General features: G+C 56.4%; 16 protein-coding genes. 7 read left to right on the top strand and 9 right to left on the bottom strand.

All coding sequences use genetic code 11. The features are described from left to right. Window positions 1-96: 96 nt before the first annotated feature. The 4 genes from H1Y61_RS12300 to H1Y61_RS12285 are packed head-to-tail and all read left to right on the top strand — an operon-like array spanning window position 97 to window position 4,130. Window positions 97-1,227 carry an ABC transporter permease gene (locus H1Y61_RS12300; RefSeq protein ID WP_180572779.1) on the top strand — a complete coding sequence of 377 codons (1,131 nt, stop codon included), beginning with the start codon at window positions 97-99 and terminating at the stop codon, window positions 1,225-1,227. Between the two features lie 24 nt (window positions 1,228-1,251). Beyond that, window positions 1,252-2,112 (top strand): ABC transporter ATP-binding protein, encoded by an 861-nt coding sequence (locus tag H1Y61_RS12295; protein WP_015915780.1) that lies wholly within the window; start codon window positions 1,252-1,254, stop codon window positions 2,110-2,112. 6 nt (window positions 2,113-2,118) lie between these two features. After that, the gene (locus H1Y61_RS12290) at window positions 2,119-3,486 is read left to right on the top strand and encodes an MlaD family protein (RefSeq protein WP_015915781.1); all 1,368 of its coding nucleotides are present in this window, start codon (window positions 2,119-2,121) and stop codon (window positions 3,484-3,486) included. A 29-nt stretch (window positions 3,487-3,515) separates the two neighbouring features. Next, window positions 3,516-4,130, top strand: coding sequence for an ABC-type transport auxiliary lipoprotein family protein (locus H1Y61_RS12285; RefSeq protein ID WP_409363978.1), 615 nt, complete (start codon window positions 3,516-3,518; stop codon window positions 4,128-4,130). A gap of 18 nt (window positions 4,131-4,148) precedes the next feature. Here H1Y61_RS12285 and H1Y61_RS12280 read toward each other — a convergent pair whose 3' ends face one another. Beyond that, entirely contained in the window at window positions 4,149-5,573 is a 1,425-nt protein-coding gene (locus H1Y61_RS12280; protein WP_180572778.1) for an aminotransferase-like domain-containing protein, read from the bottom strand. Between the two features lie 96 nt (window positions 5,574-5,669). On the opposite strand from H1Y61_RS12280, the gene H1Y61_RS12275 reads away from it, so the two are divergent. Further along, window positions 5,670-5,999, top strand: coding sequence for a DUF1127 domain-containing protein (locus H1Y61_RS12275; protein ID WP_180572777.1), 330 nt, complete (start codon window positions 5,670-5,672; stop codon window positions 5,997-5,999). Between the two features lie 25 nt (window positions 6,000-6,024). Here H1Y61_RS12275 and H1Y61_RS12270 read toward each other — a convergent pair whose 3' ends face one another. The 6 genes from H1Y61_RS12270 to H1Y61_RS12245 all read right to left on the bottom strand — a co-directional run bounded on the left by H1Y61_RS12270 (window position 6,025) and on the right by H1Y61_RS12245 (window position 9,913). Further along, entirely contained in the window at window positions 6,025-6,582 is a 558-nt protein-coding gene (locus H1Y61_RS12270; RefSeq protein ID WP_174110610.1) for an acyloxyacyl hydrolase, read from the bottom strand. 149 nt (window positions 6,583-6,731) lie between these two features. Then, the gene (locus tag H1Y61_RS12265; protein ID WP_234903310.1) at window positions 6,732-7,118 is read right to left on the bottom strand and encodes a hypothetical protein; all 387 of its coding nucleotides are present in this window, start codon (window positions 7,116-7,118) and stop codon (window positions 6,732-6,734) included. A 44-nt stretch (window positions 7,119-7,162) separates the two neighbouring features. Then, the gene (gene purQ, locus H1Y61_RS12260; RefSeq protein ID WP_180572776.1) at window positions 7,163-7,837 is read right to left on the bottom strand and encodes a phosphoribosylformylglycinamidine synthase subunit PurQ; all 675 of its coding nucleotides are present in this window, start codon (window positions 7,835-7,837) and stop codon (window positions 7,163-7,165) included. Between the two features lie 196 nt (window positions 7,838-8,033). Further along, window positions 8,034-8,276, bottom strand: coding sequence for a phosphoribosylformylglycinamidine synthase subunit PurS (purS, locus tag H1Y61_RS12255; RefSeq protein ID WP_015915787.1), 243 nt, complete (start codon window positions 8,274-8,276; stop codon window positions 8,034-8,036). A 16-nt stretch (window positions 8,277-8,292) separates the two neighbouring features. Continuing rightward, window positions 8,293-9,057 carry a phosphoribosylaminoimidazolesuccinocarboxamide synthase gene (gene purC, locus H1Y61_RS12250; protein ID WP_015915788.1) on the bottom strand — a complete coding sequence of 255 codons (765 nt, stop codon included), beginning with the start codon at window positions 9,055-9,057 and terminating at the stop codon, window positions 8,293-8,295. Between the two features lie 295 nt (window positions 9,058-9,352). Beyond that, on the bottom strand, window positions 9,353-9,913 hold the full coding sequence (locus H1Y61_RS12245) for an RBBP9/YdeN family alpha/beta hydrolase (protein WP_015915789.1): 561 nt from the start codon (window positions 9,911-9,913) through the stop codon (window positions 9,353-9,355). Window positions 9,914-10,055: 142 nt separating this feature from the next. Here H1Y61_RS12245 and H1Y61_RS12240 point away from each other — a divergent pair, with 142 nt between their 5' ends. Together H1Y61_RS12240 and H1Y61_RS12235 are read left to right on the top strand one after the other, a co-directional pair. Beyond that, window positions 10,056-11,726: a tannase/feruloyl esterase family alpha/beta hydrolase gene (locus H1Y61_RS12240; RefSeq protein ID WP_180572775.1), complete on the top strand. Its 1,671-nt coding sequence runs from the start codon at window positions 10,056-10,058 to the stop codon at window positions 11,724-11,726. Window positions 11,727-12,205: 479 nt separating this feature from the next. Then, window positions 12,206-13,447, top strand: a complete 1,242-nt coding sequence (locus H1Y61_RS12235) for a GGDEF domain-containing protein (RefSeq protein WP_180572774.1) — start codon at window positions 12,206-12,208, stop codon at window positions 13,445-13,447. Between the two features lie 110 nt (window positions 13,448-13,557). On the opposite strand, the gene H1Y61_RS12230 is transcribed toward H1Y61_RS12235, so the two are convergent. Together H1Y61_RS12230 and H1Y61_RS12225 are read right to left on the bottom strand one after the other, a co-directional pair. Then, a complete protein-coding gene (locus H1Y61_RS12230) occupies window positions 13,558-14,181 on the bottom strand; it encodes a glutathione S-transferase family protein (RefSeq protein ID WP_180572773.1) in 624 nt (207 codons plus the stop codon). Window positions 14,182-14,383: 202 nt separating this feature from the next. Beyond that, complete coding sequence (locus H1Y61_RS12225) at window positions 14,384-15,598, bottom strand: NADP-dependent isocitrate dehydrogenase (protein WP_015915793.1); 1,215 nt, start codon at window positions 15,596-15,598, stop codon at window positions 14,384-14,386. Window positions 15,599-15,764: the final 166 nt, after the last annotated feature.

Below are 15,764 nucleotides of genomic sequence, written 5' to 3'. Positions count from 1 at the left end.
GGGAACGATATATAGTCGTCAGCATCAAGCCGATGGCGGCTTGCCCACTCTCTGAGTGATGGCTTTGAAAGTGTATACGTTTTGAGTTCCGGTCAGATGGACAATACCACGGTCGATGCCGAACAGCTGGAAGGGGAGGCCGGGCAGCGGCTTCGCCTGAGCGGTCCGTGGCGCAATACCACGGTTGATACCGTGATTCCAAAACTGCTGGAAATGCGCGAAACGTTGAACGGCCATGTCGAGATCGACATCACCGGCATTTCAAGTCTTGATACATCTGGCGCTTGGATCATCCGCCGCATCGAGCTGGCCGCCTCCAAGCAGGGTGATGTGCAGATTGTCGGTGGTAGCGACGCGATGCGGGAGCTGATTTCCGCGCTGCCCGAACAGCCACCTTTGCCAGAAAAGGTCGTGGATCGCCGCCCCTTCTTCCAGCGGGTGTTAGAGCCGGTTGGCAAGATGAGTGTGAGCCTGTTTGAAGACGTGCTGGCCATGAGCTATGTGCTCGGCTCGGCGGTGCGTGGCACGCAATCCAAGGAAAGACGTGGCGGGCGGGCGTCCATTGCTTCCATCGTCAATCAGCTGGACCATATGGGCCTGCGGGCGGTGCCGATCATCCTGCTGATGTCCTTCCTGATCGGGGCGATCATCGCCCAGCAGGGCGCATTCCAGCTTCGCTATTTCGGCGCCGAAGTCTTCGTGGTTGACCTGGTCGGCATTCTGCAATTGCGCGAGATCGGCGTTCTCTTGACTGCCATCATGATCGCGGGCCGTTCGGGCAGCGCTATCACCGCTGAAATCGGCTCGATGAAGATGCGCGAGGAAGTGGATGCGTTGAAGGTTATCGGCCTCAACCCAATCGGCGTTCTGGTGTTGCCGCGTATCGTCGCTCTGGTCATTGCACTGCCGCTTCTGACGGTTATCGCCAATTTTGCGGCGCTTTACGGTGCCGCGGTCGTTTCCTTTGCCTATTCCGGCATTACCTTTCAGGTCTTTGTTACCCGTCTGCATGACGCCGTGGATTATGCCACCTTCGCTGCCGGCCTGATCAAGGCGCCGTTCATGGCTGTGGTGATCGGCATCGTCGCGGCGGTGGAGGGCATGAAGGTTGGTGGTAGCGCCGAGTCGCTCGGCCAGCACGTCACCGCCTCGGTGGTGAAGTCGATCTTCGTCGTCATCCTCATGGATGGGCTGTTTGCCGTATTCTACGCAGCGATCAATTTTTAAGGGGCCGCCGTGGAACAGCAAGACCTGAACAATCAAGACAGAGACAATCACCCGACACAGGAAGTGCCGCCGCTCAAGGAAGGGCGCGAAGCGGTGCTGTCCGTGCGTGGTCTGACTGTCGGTTTCGGTGAAAAACTGGTGCTGGACAATCTCGATCTCGATGTCTATCGCGGCGAAATTCTCGGTTTTGTCGGGGCTTCGGGTGCGGGGAAATCGGTGCTGATGCGCACGGTGTTGAGGCTTTTGCCGCGCCAGGCCGGTCAGATCCATATTCTGGGCGCAGACTACGATGCTGTCAGCGCTGCGGAGCGTTCCAATCTCGATACACGCCTCGGTGTGCTGTTCCAGCATGGCGCCTTGTTTTCCGCCCTGACGGTCAAGGAAAACATCCAATTGCCGATGCGGGAATATCTGAAGCTTCCGCAAGTGCTGATGGACGAATTGGCCTATCTGAAAATCCAGATGGTTGGCCTTTCTGCGGATGCCGGGGACAAATACCCCTCGGAATTGTCCGGCGGCATGATCAAGCGGGCGGCTTTGGCGCGTGCGCTGGCGCTGGACCCGGACCTGGTGTTTCTCGATGAACCGACCTCTGGCCTCGACCCAATTGGCGCTGCCGAGTTCGATGATTTGATTGCCCGTCTGCGCGATACGCTGGGGCTGACCGTCTATATGGTGACCCATGACCTCGACAGCCTGTTTTCGGTCTGCGATCGCATCGCTGTGCTCGGACAGAAACGAGTCTTGGTTGAAGGACCGTTAACGGATATGCTCGCCTGCGACGATGACTGGGTCAAATCCTATTTCCGGGGCAAACGGGCGCGCTCCATTCCCAAACATCAGGAAATGCGCGGCACCCGCGCGATTGCCGGCACGATTGATTGAGATCCTATGGAAACCAAAGCAAATTACACCATCGTCGGCTTGTTCACGCTTCTTGTGATCCTTGCGGCATTTGGTTTTGTCTACTGGATGGCCGAATATGGCCGTGGTGGCCCAATGTCACCACTGACCATCCGCATCCCTGGCTCCGCCAATGGTCTGAGCGTCGGCTCGCCGGTGCGTTTCAACGGCATCCAGATCGGCTCGGTCGTTTCCTTGAGCATCGACCGTGATGATCCGGCCTTTTCCATCGCTGAGACACAGGTGCAGCAGGATGCGCCCATTCGCTCCAATACCAAGGCGGCGCTTGAGGTTCAGGGGCTGACCGGTGCGGCCTATGTCGAAATGTCGGGTGGCGTTGGTGGCGACGATTTGCTGAAGAAAGCCCAGGAGACCGGCAAGACGGCGGTTCTGGTGGCCGATCAGTCCAGCCTGACCAATCTTCTGGCAACGGCTGACAAGATCATGAAGCGTGCCGATGACGCCATTGCCAACGTTCAGGGCTTTGTCGCTGACGCGCGCGGGCCGCTGACCAACACGATGCGCAACGCTGAAACCTTTTCCAAGGCTCTGGCTGACAATGCCGATGGCATCGACACCTTCCTGAAGAGCGTCAGCGCGCTTTCCGATACGATTACAGGTCTCTCCGGGCGGCTTGATTCAACGCTGGCCGCAGCCGAAGACCTGCTAAAGGCAGTGGACCGCAACAAGGTCAACCAGATTCTGACCAATGCTGAAACCTTCACCGGCAAGATTGCCGATGCCTCCGACAAGGTCGGCGTCGCCGTCGATAATTTCTCGGCGACCGCCAAGACCTTCAACGATTTCGGCGTGAAGGCCGAGGGAACGCTTGGACAGGTCAACGCGCTGATTGCCGCGATCGATACGCAGAAGGTCTCGCGTGTCGTGGATGATGTTTCGGTGGCCGTAACCGATGCCCGCAGTGCGGCTGCCAATGTCCAGTCGGTAACGGAAACTTTCAAGGATCGTAAACCGGATATCGACCAGGCCATCAGCGACTTTACCCAGCTTTCCAACCGGTTGAACAATGCCTCGACCAGGGTCGATGGTATTCTGGCCAAGGTCGATGCGCTGCTGGGCTCCGACGATACCAATTCGCTTTCGGCTGAGGCCAAGCGCACGCTCCAGTCCATTCGCGCCGTGGCTGACAATCTCAACCAGAAGATCGGCCCGATTGCCGACAACCTGTCGAAATTCTCGTCTTCGGGCCTGAAGGACATTCAGACTCTGGTCAACGATACGCGCAGCACCGTGAAGAACCTGGATGACACGATCAGCAATTTTGACCGCGATCCGCAACGGCTGATCTTCGGTGGCGACAACGTCAAGCAATATGATGGGCGGACAAGACGGTGACAGGTTTTTCCGTGAAAAAGGGACAGATGATGGGGTATTCTTTAGCGGTTCTGCGTCCAATGGCGACTTTGCGCGCCGCTTGCGCCCTGTCCATTCTCGGCGTCATGCTGGCGGGCTGTGGCACGACGCCCAACGATACATATGACCTGGCCAGCATCCGTGCAGCCACCACCACCCAATCCGCTCAGAAACGGCAGGTTCTGGTTGCCGATCCGACCGCGCTGAAAGTGCTCGACAGCGATATGATCGTGGTGCGGGTGTCCGGCACGGAAATGCAATATTTGGCCAAGTCGCAATGGAGCGACAAGCTGCCGCGCATGGTGCAGTCAAAACTGGTCGAGGCTTTCGAAAACACCGGTAAGCTCGGCGGTGTCGGCAAGCCCGGGCAGGGCCTGGCGATCGATTATCAATTGCTGTCCGACATCAGGACGTTCGAAGTCGAGGCTGGCGGTATCCGCCGGGCCAATGTCGAGATTTCCGTCAAGCTGCTCAATGACCGCAATGGCAGTGTGATTTCTCAGAAGGTGTTTTCCGCCAGCGTTCCCGCTCGTGGCGGCGACAATCAGGCGCTCGTCAACGCTCTGTCGCAGGCTTTCGCCAAGGTTAGCGGCGATATCGTCAACTGGACGCTGACGACGATCTGATCTCTGTAGGCGACACCGTCACATGACGGCGTTGCTGCCGACCGGGATCTGGTCGAGAATGCGCCTGAGCGCGATCAGGCCACCTTCAGCAATGCTTCGATCCCGTCCTTCGCTGAAACCGGCGCGGATATGATGAAAGACCCGTGATGAACGGGCCGGTTTGAACTCGTCCTCATCGTCGATCAACACGCCCTGGTCTAGCGCCGCCTGCTTGAATGTGCCCGATAGCCATGGTTCCGGCAATTTCAGCCAGAAATACGGCAGGCGTGGATGCGAGCGGAATTCGTAGCCTTCGAACAACTGCCGGACAATCTGTTCCCGAGCGGAAAGCTCTTCCAGCACCCGTCCGCGAATATCATCCGCAGCCCCCGACAGAACCAGGCGCGCCGATAGTTCCGCCAGCAGGAAGGGCAGGCCGCCGCAGACCATTTTCTGGGTGACGCGGACCCGCTGGCTCATATGGTCAGGGCAGGCAACCCAGCCGCCGCGCACTCCAGCCGCCACGGATTTAGACAGGCTGTTGAGCAGAAATGTCCGGTCTGGCGCCAGTTGGGCCAGCAGCGGAATGCCATCGCCAACCAGCGCCCCATAAATGTAATCCTCGATCAGCCAGACATTATAACGGCGAGCAATGTCAACGATCTCCAGCCGACGTGACAGGGAAAGGCAGGACAATGTCGGGTTCTGGCCCGATGACATAATGAAGGCTGCTTTTGGGTGCTCGCGTGCGCAGACCCGTTCAAAGTCCTCCGGCAGGATGCCATCATGGTCGGAATCGACCAACGCAATTTGACGACCCATCAGCGAGGCGCTGCGGGCAATCTGCGAATAGGTGAGATGTTCGCAAACGATCCGGTCGCCGGTGCCGCTGATGGCGGCGATCACCGCATTGACCCCGGCATGGACACCCATCTGCGGCACGATATTGGCAGCCTCCGGGCTCCAGTCGCCATTCGATAGCCAGCGGCGGCCCGCTTCCAGCCAGTCGGGTAGCAGGTTCCGGGTGTAGCTGGCGATCTCGTCCGGTTGATCGCGGGCAATGTCTGTCATCAAACGGCCGATAATGTCCGCCTGGCCGACATCGATGGCAGCGGTGGTGTCAAAACGCAGTTTGCCCGGTGGCGGCGACAGCGTTCGCGTGCCGCCATAGGTGAGAGTAACCGGGTCGCGATGACTATCGGTTTCACTCTCGGCCAAGCTTGATTGGACGTAAGTGCCGCGCCCGACTTCACCGGTCACCAGCCCACGTTCCCGCAACAGCGCATAGGCTCGGGTAATTGTCCCGATTGTTACCTTCAAATCAAAGGCAAGATCCCGCTGCGGCGGCAGCTTTGCGCCGGACGACAACCTGCCGGTCTTGATATCCGCCTCTGCCCGATCCGCAATCCTGATATAAAGCGGACCCTCTGCTGTCGAAAGGTCGGGGAGCCAATGTGTTACCATGACAATTATCCTTATTGTCACCTTCAATAGTGCGATTGTATCTATAAATGCACGGATAACAAGTGACGCAATCGAAGATTACGAGATTTCAGGATCATGGTGATGGTGACAATAGATACAATTATCTTGCGGGACACGGATGTTGCTGGCAATGCCCAGTCGAGCAATCATCACGACAGTGTTTTGCGTGGTCCTGTATGGCGGCTCTTGAAAAATATCGGGACGGTGAGGGGACGGCTGAAGCGGTGGCAGGTGACGCGCCGGACCCGAAAGGACCTTACGGATATGGATGCGTGTCTGTTACGCGATATCGGCATATCGCGTGACGAAGCCCGCTTGGAAATGCGTAAGTCTATTTATCTTCACTGGACGGCTGAACTTTTGCCGCCGCATCATCATGCACCGATCAAGTTCCCCATGCTGTAGTCCAGCCGATCATTGAGCACGGCCGTCAGAATTTATAACCGACCATCACGCCCGCCCGGGTCATGCCATCATTCGGATCGCAGAGATCGGCGTTTGAAGCGTGCTCGATCTGCCCCATGATGCTCCAGGTCTTGTTGATGCGGTAGCCGAGCGCCGCATATTCGCGAAACAGCACGCGGCAGCCAAGATCAGGGCCGTTGCGGTGTTGCTCATCAATGGCGCCATCATGGATCACGCCGCCAAAGCCTGCTTCGATAAAGGCTTTGGAGGAGAAGATGTCGGTGGTCCAGCTGAAGCCGGCATAGATCTGATTATTGAGGCTGTCGCCACCGATTTCTCCGCCGACATGAACCCTTGGCCGTGCGAGGCTGTCAAGGAAACCGGAGGCAGAATCGCGGGAGAATGGGTCGAACAACATGGTGACTTCACCGGCGCCGCCATGTTCATGGCCCTGGATCGAGGTGACGGCCCCGAAACGCAATTCATCAAAAACAGTGTCGCCAGCAAATGCGGATTGGGTGGTGATCGTAAACAGTAAAAGGCCGACCAAGGCCGGTGCTCTTATCGAAGACAGCGCAATCATTATTATTCAAATTCCTCGTTCGAATCCCGATGATTCGCCGAGGTTTAATTTGCCAATTTTTCCAAGCAAACGCAGTGTCAAAATCGCCACGCTGGACATTTATCGCAGCGGGTAAGGCGCTGTAGCACGCTTCAATGTTTCATCGAAAATTAATGGCAGGCGGACGATCCGTTTGCCCAACGTCTGACGTCGGCGGAAATACGGCCTGACAGAGGCTCGTTCATGACGGGACCGAAGGCCTGAAGCTTGGCGGGTGTGCCTTGCGCCATGACCACCAGCAGCGGACGGATGTCGCCGCTGCCTTTGCGCACCAGAAGAATGCGCGGCTGGCCTGAATAGGAGGTCAGTTCGGCATCCATGCGATAGGATTTGAAAGCCGGATCTCCGGACTTGAACCAGCAGGATGAGGCGCTGACCATCACCCGCTCCATCACGTCGAGGGCGCTTTGCGGCTTCACGGCAGCAGGCGGCGTCGGCTTGCAAGCACTCAGCATGGCGAGACCCGTAAGGGCGATCATAAAAAGTGGCTTGCGCATGGATGAATCCGAGTCCGGTTTTAAATTCAAATCAACAACCGGTCTCAGGCTGCTGCGACGACGTCGAGAGCGGACGCAAACAGGCCCCGACCGTCATTGCCGCCATGGGCGGCTTCGATCAGGTTTTCCGGATGCGGCATCATGCCCAGCACATTGCCCTTGGCGTTGATAACACCGGCAATATTGTTGAGAGAGCCATTTGGATTGGTGCCTTCGGCGTAGCGAAACACCACCTGGCCATTGCCTTCGATGGATTGCAGTGTGTCGGGGTCAGCAAAATAATTGCCGTCGTGGTGGGCGACCGGGCAGCGGATGATCTGGCCTGCAGCATAGGCACGGGAGAAATCCGTATCGTCATTGACGACTTCCAGCTTCACTTCGCGACAGACGAATTTCAACGATGCATTGCGCATCAGCGCGCCTGGCAGCATGCCGGCTTCCAGCAGGATCTGGAAACCGTTGCAGACGCCGAGAACCTTGACGCCCTGATCGGCCTTGGCCTTGATGGCCTGCATAACTGGCATGCGCGCGGCAATGGCGCCGCAACGCAGATAGTCGCCATAGGAAAAGCCGCCGGGGATGACGATGAGGTCGACATCCGGGATTTCGGTTTCCGTCTGCCAGATTGTGACGGGAGCCGTGCCGGAAATCTTGGTCAGAGCCGCGATCATATCGCGGTCACGGTTCAGGCCGGGCAGTTGAACAACGGCGGATTTCATGGCGTCGGTTCCCACTTGACTGTCTGCTCCAGACACTTCTGGGTTGATGTTTCAACCAGACGACCTCTGGATCTCTTGTGATGTCATTTGCCTTGGAAAGATCGGCTTGCGTTCTTCCCAAGGTAAATCCTAAAGCATCATGCGTCTTATTAAGCGCATTCCGGATTTGCCGTCCCCGTCACCGGGAACAGTCCGTTCAATCGATCGAGATCGCGTAATTTTCGATCACGGTATTGGCCAGCAGCTTTTCGCACATGGCTTTCAATTCCGCTTCTGCTGCGGCCTTGTCGGCGGTATCGAGCGACAGGTCGAAAACCTTGCCCTGACGGACATGGTTGACGCCACCGAAGCCAAGCGCGCCGAGCGCCCCTTCGATAGCCTTGCCTTGCGGGTCCAGAACGCCGTTTTTCAACGTAACGGTGACGCGAGCCTTAATCACGAGTGTGTCTCCAGAACTACTTGACCAGAACCGGGCCGGTGCCGCGAACGGGTTCGTTTTCATTGATGATGCCGAGACGGCGCGCCACTTCCTGATAGGCTTCCAGCAGCCCACCCATATCGTGGCGGAAGCGGTCCTTGTCCAGTTTCTCGTGGGTTTCGACGTCCCAAAGGCGGCAGCTGTCGGGCGAAATCTCGTCGGCCAAAACGATGCGCATCATGTCGCCTTCGTAGAGGCGTCCGCATTCGATCTTGAAATCGACCAGCTGAATGCCGATACCGAGGAAAAGCCCGGAAAGGAAGTCATTGACGCGAATGGCCAGCGCCATGATATCGTCCAGCTCAGCCGGATTGGCCCAGCCAAACGCGGTGATATGCTCTTCCGAGACGATCGGATCTTCCAGCGCATCGGACTTGTAATAGAATTCGATGATGGAGCGCGGCAGAACCACGCCTTCCTCGATGCCGAGACGTTTGGACAGGGAACCGGCGGCGACATTGCGCACAACGATTTCCAGCGGGATGATTTCCACTTCCTTGATCAGCTGCTCACGCATGTTGAGGCGACGGATGAAGTGGGTGGGAATGCCGATCTTGTTCAGATGCGTGTAGACATATTCGCAGATGCGATTGTTCAACACGCCTTTGCCGTCGATGACATCATGCTTTTTCTTGTTGAAGGCTGTTGCATCATCCTTGAAAAACTGGATCAGCGTGCCCGGCTCAGGACCCTCGTACAGGATCTTGGCCTTGCCTTCGTAAATACGGCGGCGACGGTTCATGACGGTTTGTCTCTATTGTTGGCGTCGCACAAGGGACGCTCTGTGTCACTGGTTGAGGCGGTCCATAAAGGAAAACGCGGCTTTTCACAATCCGGCTCTTGCCCCTTCCTTGTTTTTCTGGTCGCGCCCTTGTTCGGGTGCGTCCCTACAGGCTGCCTGCTTCCTCCCGAACAATCCCCAATGCAGATATTATCGGCCAGGGAGAATCGCGATCCGTCACAGCAGCCCAGGATATTATCTTTAGCACAGCGGTGCCGAACCACGAAATCCATGGCCGTAGAAAGCCATGGATAAGTCAGTCCTCGGCGGAAAGCTTGCTGAGAAACTGGGCAAAAACCATGGTGCCTTCGGGCCAGGGACCATGACCGGACTCGGCATTGAGATGGCCTGCCTCGCCTGCATCGACGACAAGGCCTCCCCAAGCCTTTGCAATATCCTCGGCATGGTCATAGGTGCCAAAAGGATCGTTGCGGCTGGCGACGATCAATGTGGGAAAAGGCAGGGGCGTACGGGGATAGGGGCCGAACGTCATCAAGTGGCGGGGCCGGATTGCCGAATTGGCTACGTCCGGCGGCGCCACGAGAAAGGCACCGGCCACCTTGCGTTGGAAATGCGGCACGGCATGCACGATCGTTGGCACACCCAGCGAGTGGCCCACCAGCACGACAGGTTTTTCGGCACGGTTGACCTCTTCCACCAGCCGCTTCACCCAATCTTCCCGGACAGGCTTTGCCCATTCGGCCTGCTCGACGCGGCGCGCGGTGGACAATTTGCCCTCCCAACGGCTTTGCCAATGGTCCGGCCCGGAATTGGTATAGCCGGGAACGATCAAAATTTCTGCTTGCGATGCCTTCATGCCGCTTATCTGCGATCCGCAGCGCCTTGCGTCAAGGGTGTGAGCGCGGCAAGGAAAAAAGAAAATGGTTTGTCTTGCCTACCAATATTGACGCCAGCCCGCTGACGGGATTACCTTGCTCGGCATATTCTGGGAGGAATTCATGTCAATATTTGCTGTGCGGAGCGCGGTGTTTGCGGCTCTGATGTTTCCATCATTTATGTATGCAGCTGGCGCCTATGCCGCTGGCACATGCGGCGATATCAGCAATAGCGGTGGGCATCCGCCCGAACTGACCATAACTGAGGCAAAATCCGTTCCTGGCAATGCCGAGATGCCACGCAGCCATTGCCTGATCCAGGGGGAGCTGGCAGCTCATCAGGGTATTGACGGCAGAGCCTATGCCATCCACTTCGAAATGCGGCTCCCGGACGATTGGAATGGCCGTTTCGTCCATCAGTTCAACGGAGGTAATGACGGCAAGGTTTTGGCCGCCACCGGCCCGTTGCTTGGCGGCAACAAGGCGGACAATGCGCTCAGCCGTGGCTATGCGGTGGTCTCCAGCGATGCCGGTCATGATGAGGCGGCTTTTTCCGATAAAGGGCTCGCCGGTTCAGCTGCCTTTGGCTTCGACCCGGTTGCCCGCCAGGATTATGGCTACAGTGCCGTCGCCAAGCTCAACCCCTTGGCCATGCAATTGGTGGAACAGTATTATGGACAAAAGATTGCCTTTCGCTACGGCATAGGCGGTTCAAATGGTGGCCGCCATGCGCTGATGGCCGCCACAAGGCTGCCGGATCAGTTCGATGGTCTGCTGGTCGGTTATCCCGGTTTTAATCTCCCTAAAGCCGCTCTTCAGCATGCATGGGACGTGCAGTCCTGGGCCAAGGTCGATCAGGATATCGCCAAAGCCTTTTCTCCCGCCGACATGGCGCTTCTTGCCAAGGGCATTCTTTCCGCCTGCGATGCCTTGGACGGTCGGGTCGATGGGGTTGTCGGCAATGCGGATGCCTGCCAGAGCCGTTTCAATCTCGCCTCCCTAGCCTGCAAGGCTGAAAAACAGCCGGATTGTCTTAGCCAGGACCAGATCGCCGCCCTTCGTGCCAGCCATGCTGGCCCGAGAAACAGTAAGGGCCATGCGCTGTACAGCAATTGGGATTGGGACCCGGGCATGGGGTCTGCCAATTGGCGTCTTTGGAAATTGCAGAGCCCTGTTGCAGCTTGGGGCGGCAAACCGATCATTGCTGTGATGGGGGCTGGTTCGCTGGCTCAGATCTTCACCACGCCGCCCGTGCCGGTTAATGGAACGCCGGAGGATCTGCAAAAGTTTTTGCTTGACTTTGATTTCGACCGGGATGCGCCGAAGATTTTTGCAAAATCTGGCCCGTTCACAGAATCCGCCGCAGACTTCATGATACCGCCCGATAGCGCCAATCCGCATTTGAAGGCATTTAAAGCGGCGGGCCATAAGATGATTGTTTTTCATGGCAATGCCGATCCGGTATTTTCAGTGCTCGATACGGTCAAATGGTATCGCAAACTCGACAGTAATAACGGTCGCAAGGCGGGTGATTTCGTCAAATTCTACCGTATTCCCGGCATGCCGCACGGGGCGGGTGGCCCCTCATACGACGATTTTGATTTCTTCACACCGCTTGTCGCCTGGGTGGAAAAGGGCGCGGCACCCGGTCCGGTATCCGCAGGGATCACCAAGGACAACAAGGAGGGGGCAGCACTTACACCGGGTCGCTATATTTACTGCCCCTATCCCCTGACTGCTCATTACGATCAAGCCGCTGCCGGCTCGGATTCCATCCACTTCAAATGCCGCTAAGATAAATGAAAACATCGGACCGGGAGCCAGCTGTCCCCTTTTCAGGCCGATAGCGGTTTTGTTATAAAGGCATCGCGCATTTTCACATGCGCGATGCCTTTATGATTTTAAATCATGCAGTCGTCCGTCTAGGTCGAGCTTTGACGTGACCGACATTGCACGTATGGGTAGTTTTTCTTGATGTTGCTTATGTCTTCTGTTGAGCAAAGAAGGGCAATCATTAGGTGTTTATTTTTTAAATGAACCAATAACGAGAATAACGGATCTATAATTTAGGTGATTTTTGTAGTTGTATTGCCGATTTTTAAGTCGAATTTTCTCTATATGAGAGAAATCGGCTCGAATATCATTCGCCGATGGATTTTTAGTGAGCAACAGGCGATAATTGTAAATATTATTTAAGGCCGCTGGGTGCAGAAATATTTCTTCTCCGCAGGAGTGGGGCGTGACAAGGCAACCGTTTTTTGGGTTAACATCTCTTGGTTTTACTCTTCAATATTCCAACGCTGATGATCTGCCTCCTGGTCGGATGGACCTTGAATTCTGTCCTGATGAGTATCAGTTGGTTTTTCGACCGTAAATCCAACCAGTTGGGTATGTGGAGTATCGGTTTTTGGTGTGTTTCAATCGGTACATGCTTGCAGGCTTTGCGCGGTATCGTTCCTGAATCTCTTGGTATCGGCGTTGGTGGAGCACTGGTGCTTTTAGGGTCTGGGCTGGTTTGGGTTGGGTTTAGGATCTTCGATGGATTTTCTCGTTGCCGGTGGTTTGTGGTCGCAATAACTGCGATTTGGCTCCTATGCTATTTTGGAGTGAATATTTTTTCGGCCAATCCGGATTACAGAATCGTCCTCTACACAATTTTGACCGTTGCGCAGCTCAGCGCTTTGGTCACTTCGATTTGGTCCGGCTGGAAGCGTGACCATTTTCCAGTTCGCCTCGTCATTATCTTCATGCTGCTGTCCTACGGCTTTGTGATGTTGATGCGCATTCCGCTGGTGATGATCTGGCCGGTCACCGAGATTGGCGGTGTTGCCCAAACGCCATGGGTTCCGGTTGTTACCTTTATTCTATATGTCAACAGCCTCGGGTTGGGGATTGGCATTTTTGCGCTCAGCAGCCATCGAAGCCTGATGCAGTATAAGCACGCCTCCGAGATCGACATGCTGACCGGCGTTCTCAATCGCCGCGCTTTTTATGAGCGTGCCCAGTCACAAATGCACAAGAATGCTGGTGTTCTGGCGTTGATCGACCTCGATCATTTCAAATACATCAACGATGCGCATGGACATGCCGGAGGGGACGCAGCCTTGTGTGCCTTCGGGAAAACGATGATCGAGCAACTCGATGCGAACATGGTGTTTGGCCGGCTTGGCGGGGAAGAGTTTGCTTTGTTCATGCCGCAAATGACAGGTGGTGAAGCGCTGGCCTTTTGCGATGGGTTGCGGCAATCCGTTGCCCGGCTCACCACACCCTGGCGTGACGCGACAATCACCATGACCATCAGTATCGGCATGCATGAGGTGGTCAAAGCTGGCGCGGATCTGGATGCGGTGTCTCTCCGGGCGGATGCAGCGCTTTACCAGGCTAAGAATCAGGGACGGGATCGTTGTATTTTGAGCGCTGCGGAGGAAGCCGTGGCGCAGAAACCGGAGGAGGGGATGGCGGCCGTCATCTCGCTTACCGGTGCAAAACCAGCGGCGGTACCTGAACTATCGTGACGTGTTGAAAATTGCTGGTAAGGGGAATGCCAAGCGCCATCTTTGAGGGCGCTTGGCACATTCTGTTTCATCAGAGGTCCGATGTGTTCAATCGGATCTGAAACTCACGGTCATGCGGTGGCGGCTGCCTGGGCTTCGGCGTCGATTTCGCTCGCACGGCGGTAGGCATCGCGATCGGTCATCCGGGCAATGTAATCGGTAAAGACCGGACGTGCTGGCACGCTGTTGACCCTCAGCGAGAACGACAGATGCGATGCAAGATAAAGATCGGCAGCACTAAAGTTTTCGCCAGCAATATACGGGCCGGCGGCAATTGCCGAAGCAACCACATCCATCATGGTATCAATGCTGCCGTAGCCGACCATGCCGCGGCGCTCTTCAGGGACGGCGAAGCCACAGGCCTGGCCAATGACGGCTGCTTCCACCGGACCTGCAGTGAAGAACAGCCAGCGATAATAGCTGCCGCGGTTGCCAAGATCAGGGGCAAGGCCCGCCTCAGGAAAAGCATCGGCCAGATAGGCAAGAATGGCTGGCGTTTCCGTCACCACGGTTTTGCCGTGGCGGATAGCCGGGATCTTGCCCAGTGGGTTGATGGCGGTGTAGGCCGCTGCCTTCATCGCGGGACCATAGGCGACCAGTTCGGTCTGATAGGGTTGGCCTATTTCCTCCAGCATCCAGCGAACGATGCGCCCTCTGGACATGGGATTGGTGTATAAAACGACTTGCTCGGTCATGGTGCTCTCTTCCCCAAAAAATCATAGAATACGAAGGCGCAAAGACGCTCAAGGATCTTCGCCTGATAAGAATTTCGAATATCCCAAATGTGTGAAAGGCTTGAGATATTCGACAGTAAAATACGGAAAGTCATTTTCAATGGCTCTCCCTATAACGCGAAAACCCGGCGCGGTGGCCGGGTTTTGCAAAGCGTGTGACGGCTCAGGCAGCCATGGCAGCCCGGAGGTTTTCATCAACCTTGTCGAGGAAGGCGGTGGTCGACAACCACGGCTGGTCGGGACCGATCAGCAGCGCCAGATCCTTGGTCATGTAGCCAGCTTCGACAGTGTCAACGCAGACCTTTTCAAGGGTGAGGGCGAACTTGGCCAGTTCGGCATTGTCGTCCAGCTTGGCGCGGTGCGCGAGGCCACGGGTCCAGGCAAAGATCGAGGCGATGGAATTGGTCGAGGTTTCCTGGCCCTTCTGGTGCTGGCGGTAGTGACGGGTCACGGTGCCGTGGGCGGCTTCGGCTTCCACCGTGCGGCCATCCGGCGACAGCAGAACCGAGGTCATCAGGCCGAGCGAGCCGAAGCCCTGCGCAACCGTATCCGACTGCACGTCGCCGTCATAGTTCTTGCAGGCCCAGATATAGCCGCCGGACCATTTCAGTGCAGAGGCAACCATGTCGTCGATCAGGCGATGCTCATAGGTAATGCCGGCGGCGTCGAACTGAGCCTTGAATTCGGCCTGGTAGACTTCCTCGAAAATATCCTTGAAGCGACCATCATAGGCCTTCAAAATGGTGTTCTTGGTGGACAGATAGACCGGCCATTTGCGCATCAGGCCGTAGTTCATCGAAGCACGGGCGAAATCACGAATCGAATCATCCAGGTTGTACATGGCCATGGCCACACCTGCCGACGGTGCGTCGAACACGTCCTTCTCGATGACCTGGCCGTCTTCGCCGACGAACTTGATGGTCAGCTTGCCCTTGCCGGGGAATTTGAAGTCGGTTGCCTTGTACTGGTCGCCGAAGGCGTGACGACCGACGACGATCGGCTGGGTCCAGCCGGGGACGAGGCGGGGTACGTTTTTGCAGATGATTGGCTCGCGGAAAATAACGCCGCCGAGGATGTTGCGGATCGTGCCGTTCGGGCTTTTCCACATTTCCTTCAGGTTGAATTCCTTCACGCGGGCTTCGTCTGGCGTGATGGTGGCGCATTTGATGCCGACGCCGTGCTTTTTGATGGCGTGGGCTGAATCGATCGTCACCTGGTCATTGGTTGCATCGCGGTTTTCTACCGAGAGGTCGTAGTATTCAATCTCGAGATCGAGATAGGGAAGGATCAGCTTTTCCTTGATGAACTGCCAGATGATACGGGTCATTTCATCGCCGTCGAGATCGACGACCGGGTTGGCAACCTTGATCTTTTGCATAAGTCTTCCTCATCGATAGGGCGGCTTTAATTCGACCGCGTCTCTGTCCATATGACCGGAGTTGCCTATAGCATTCTCGCAAGCCAAGGCAAACAGGAAGCCGCGTGTGGACTTCATTTTAGCTTGAGTGCGCTTTGCCTTCCGCCTCTTGCATTTTGGGCTGTTT

It is taken from the genome of Agrobacterium vitis, from assembly GCF_013426735.1.
GTDB lineage: Bacteria > Pseudomonadota > Alphaproteobacteria > Rhizobiales > Rhizobiaceae > Allorhizobium > Allorhizobium vitis_D.
The sequence above is the reverse complement of the archived record's forward strand: the minus strand, read 5'-3'. Positions and strand labels throughout refer to the sequence as shown.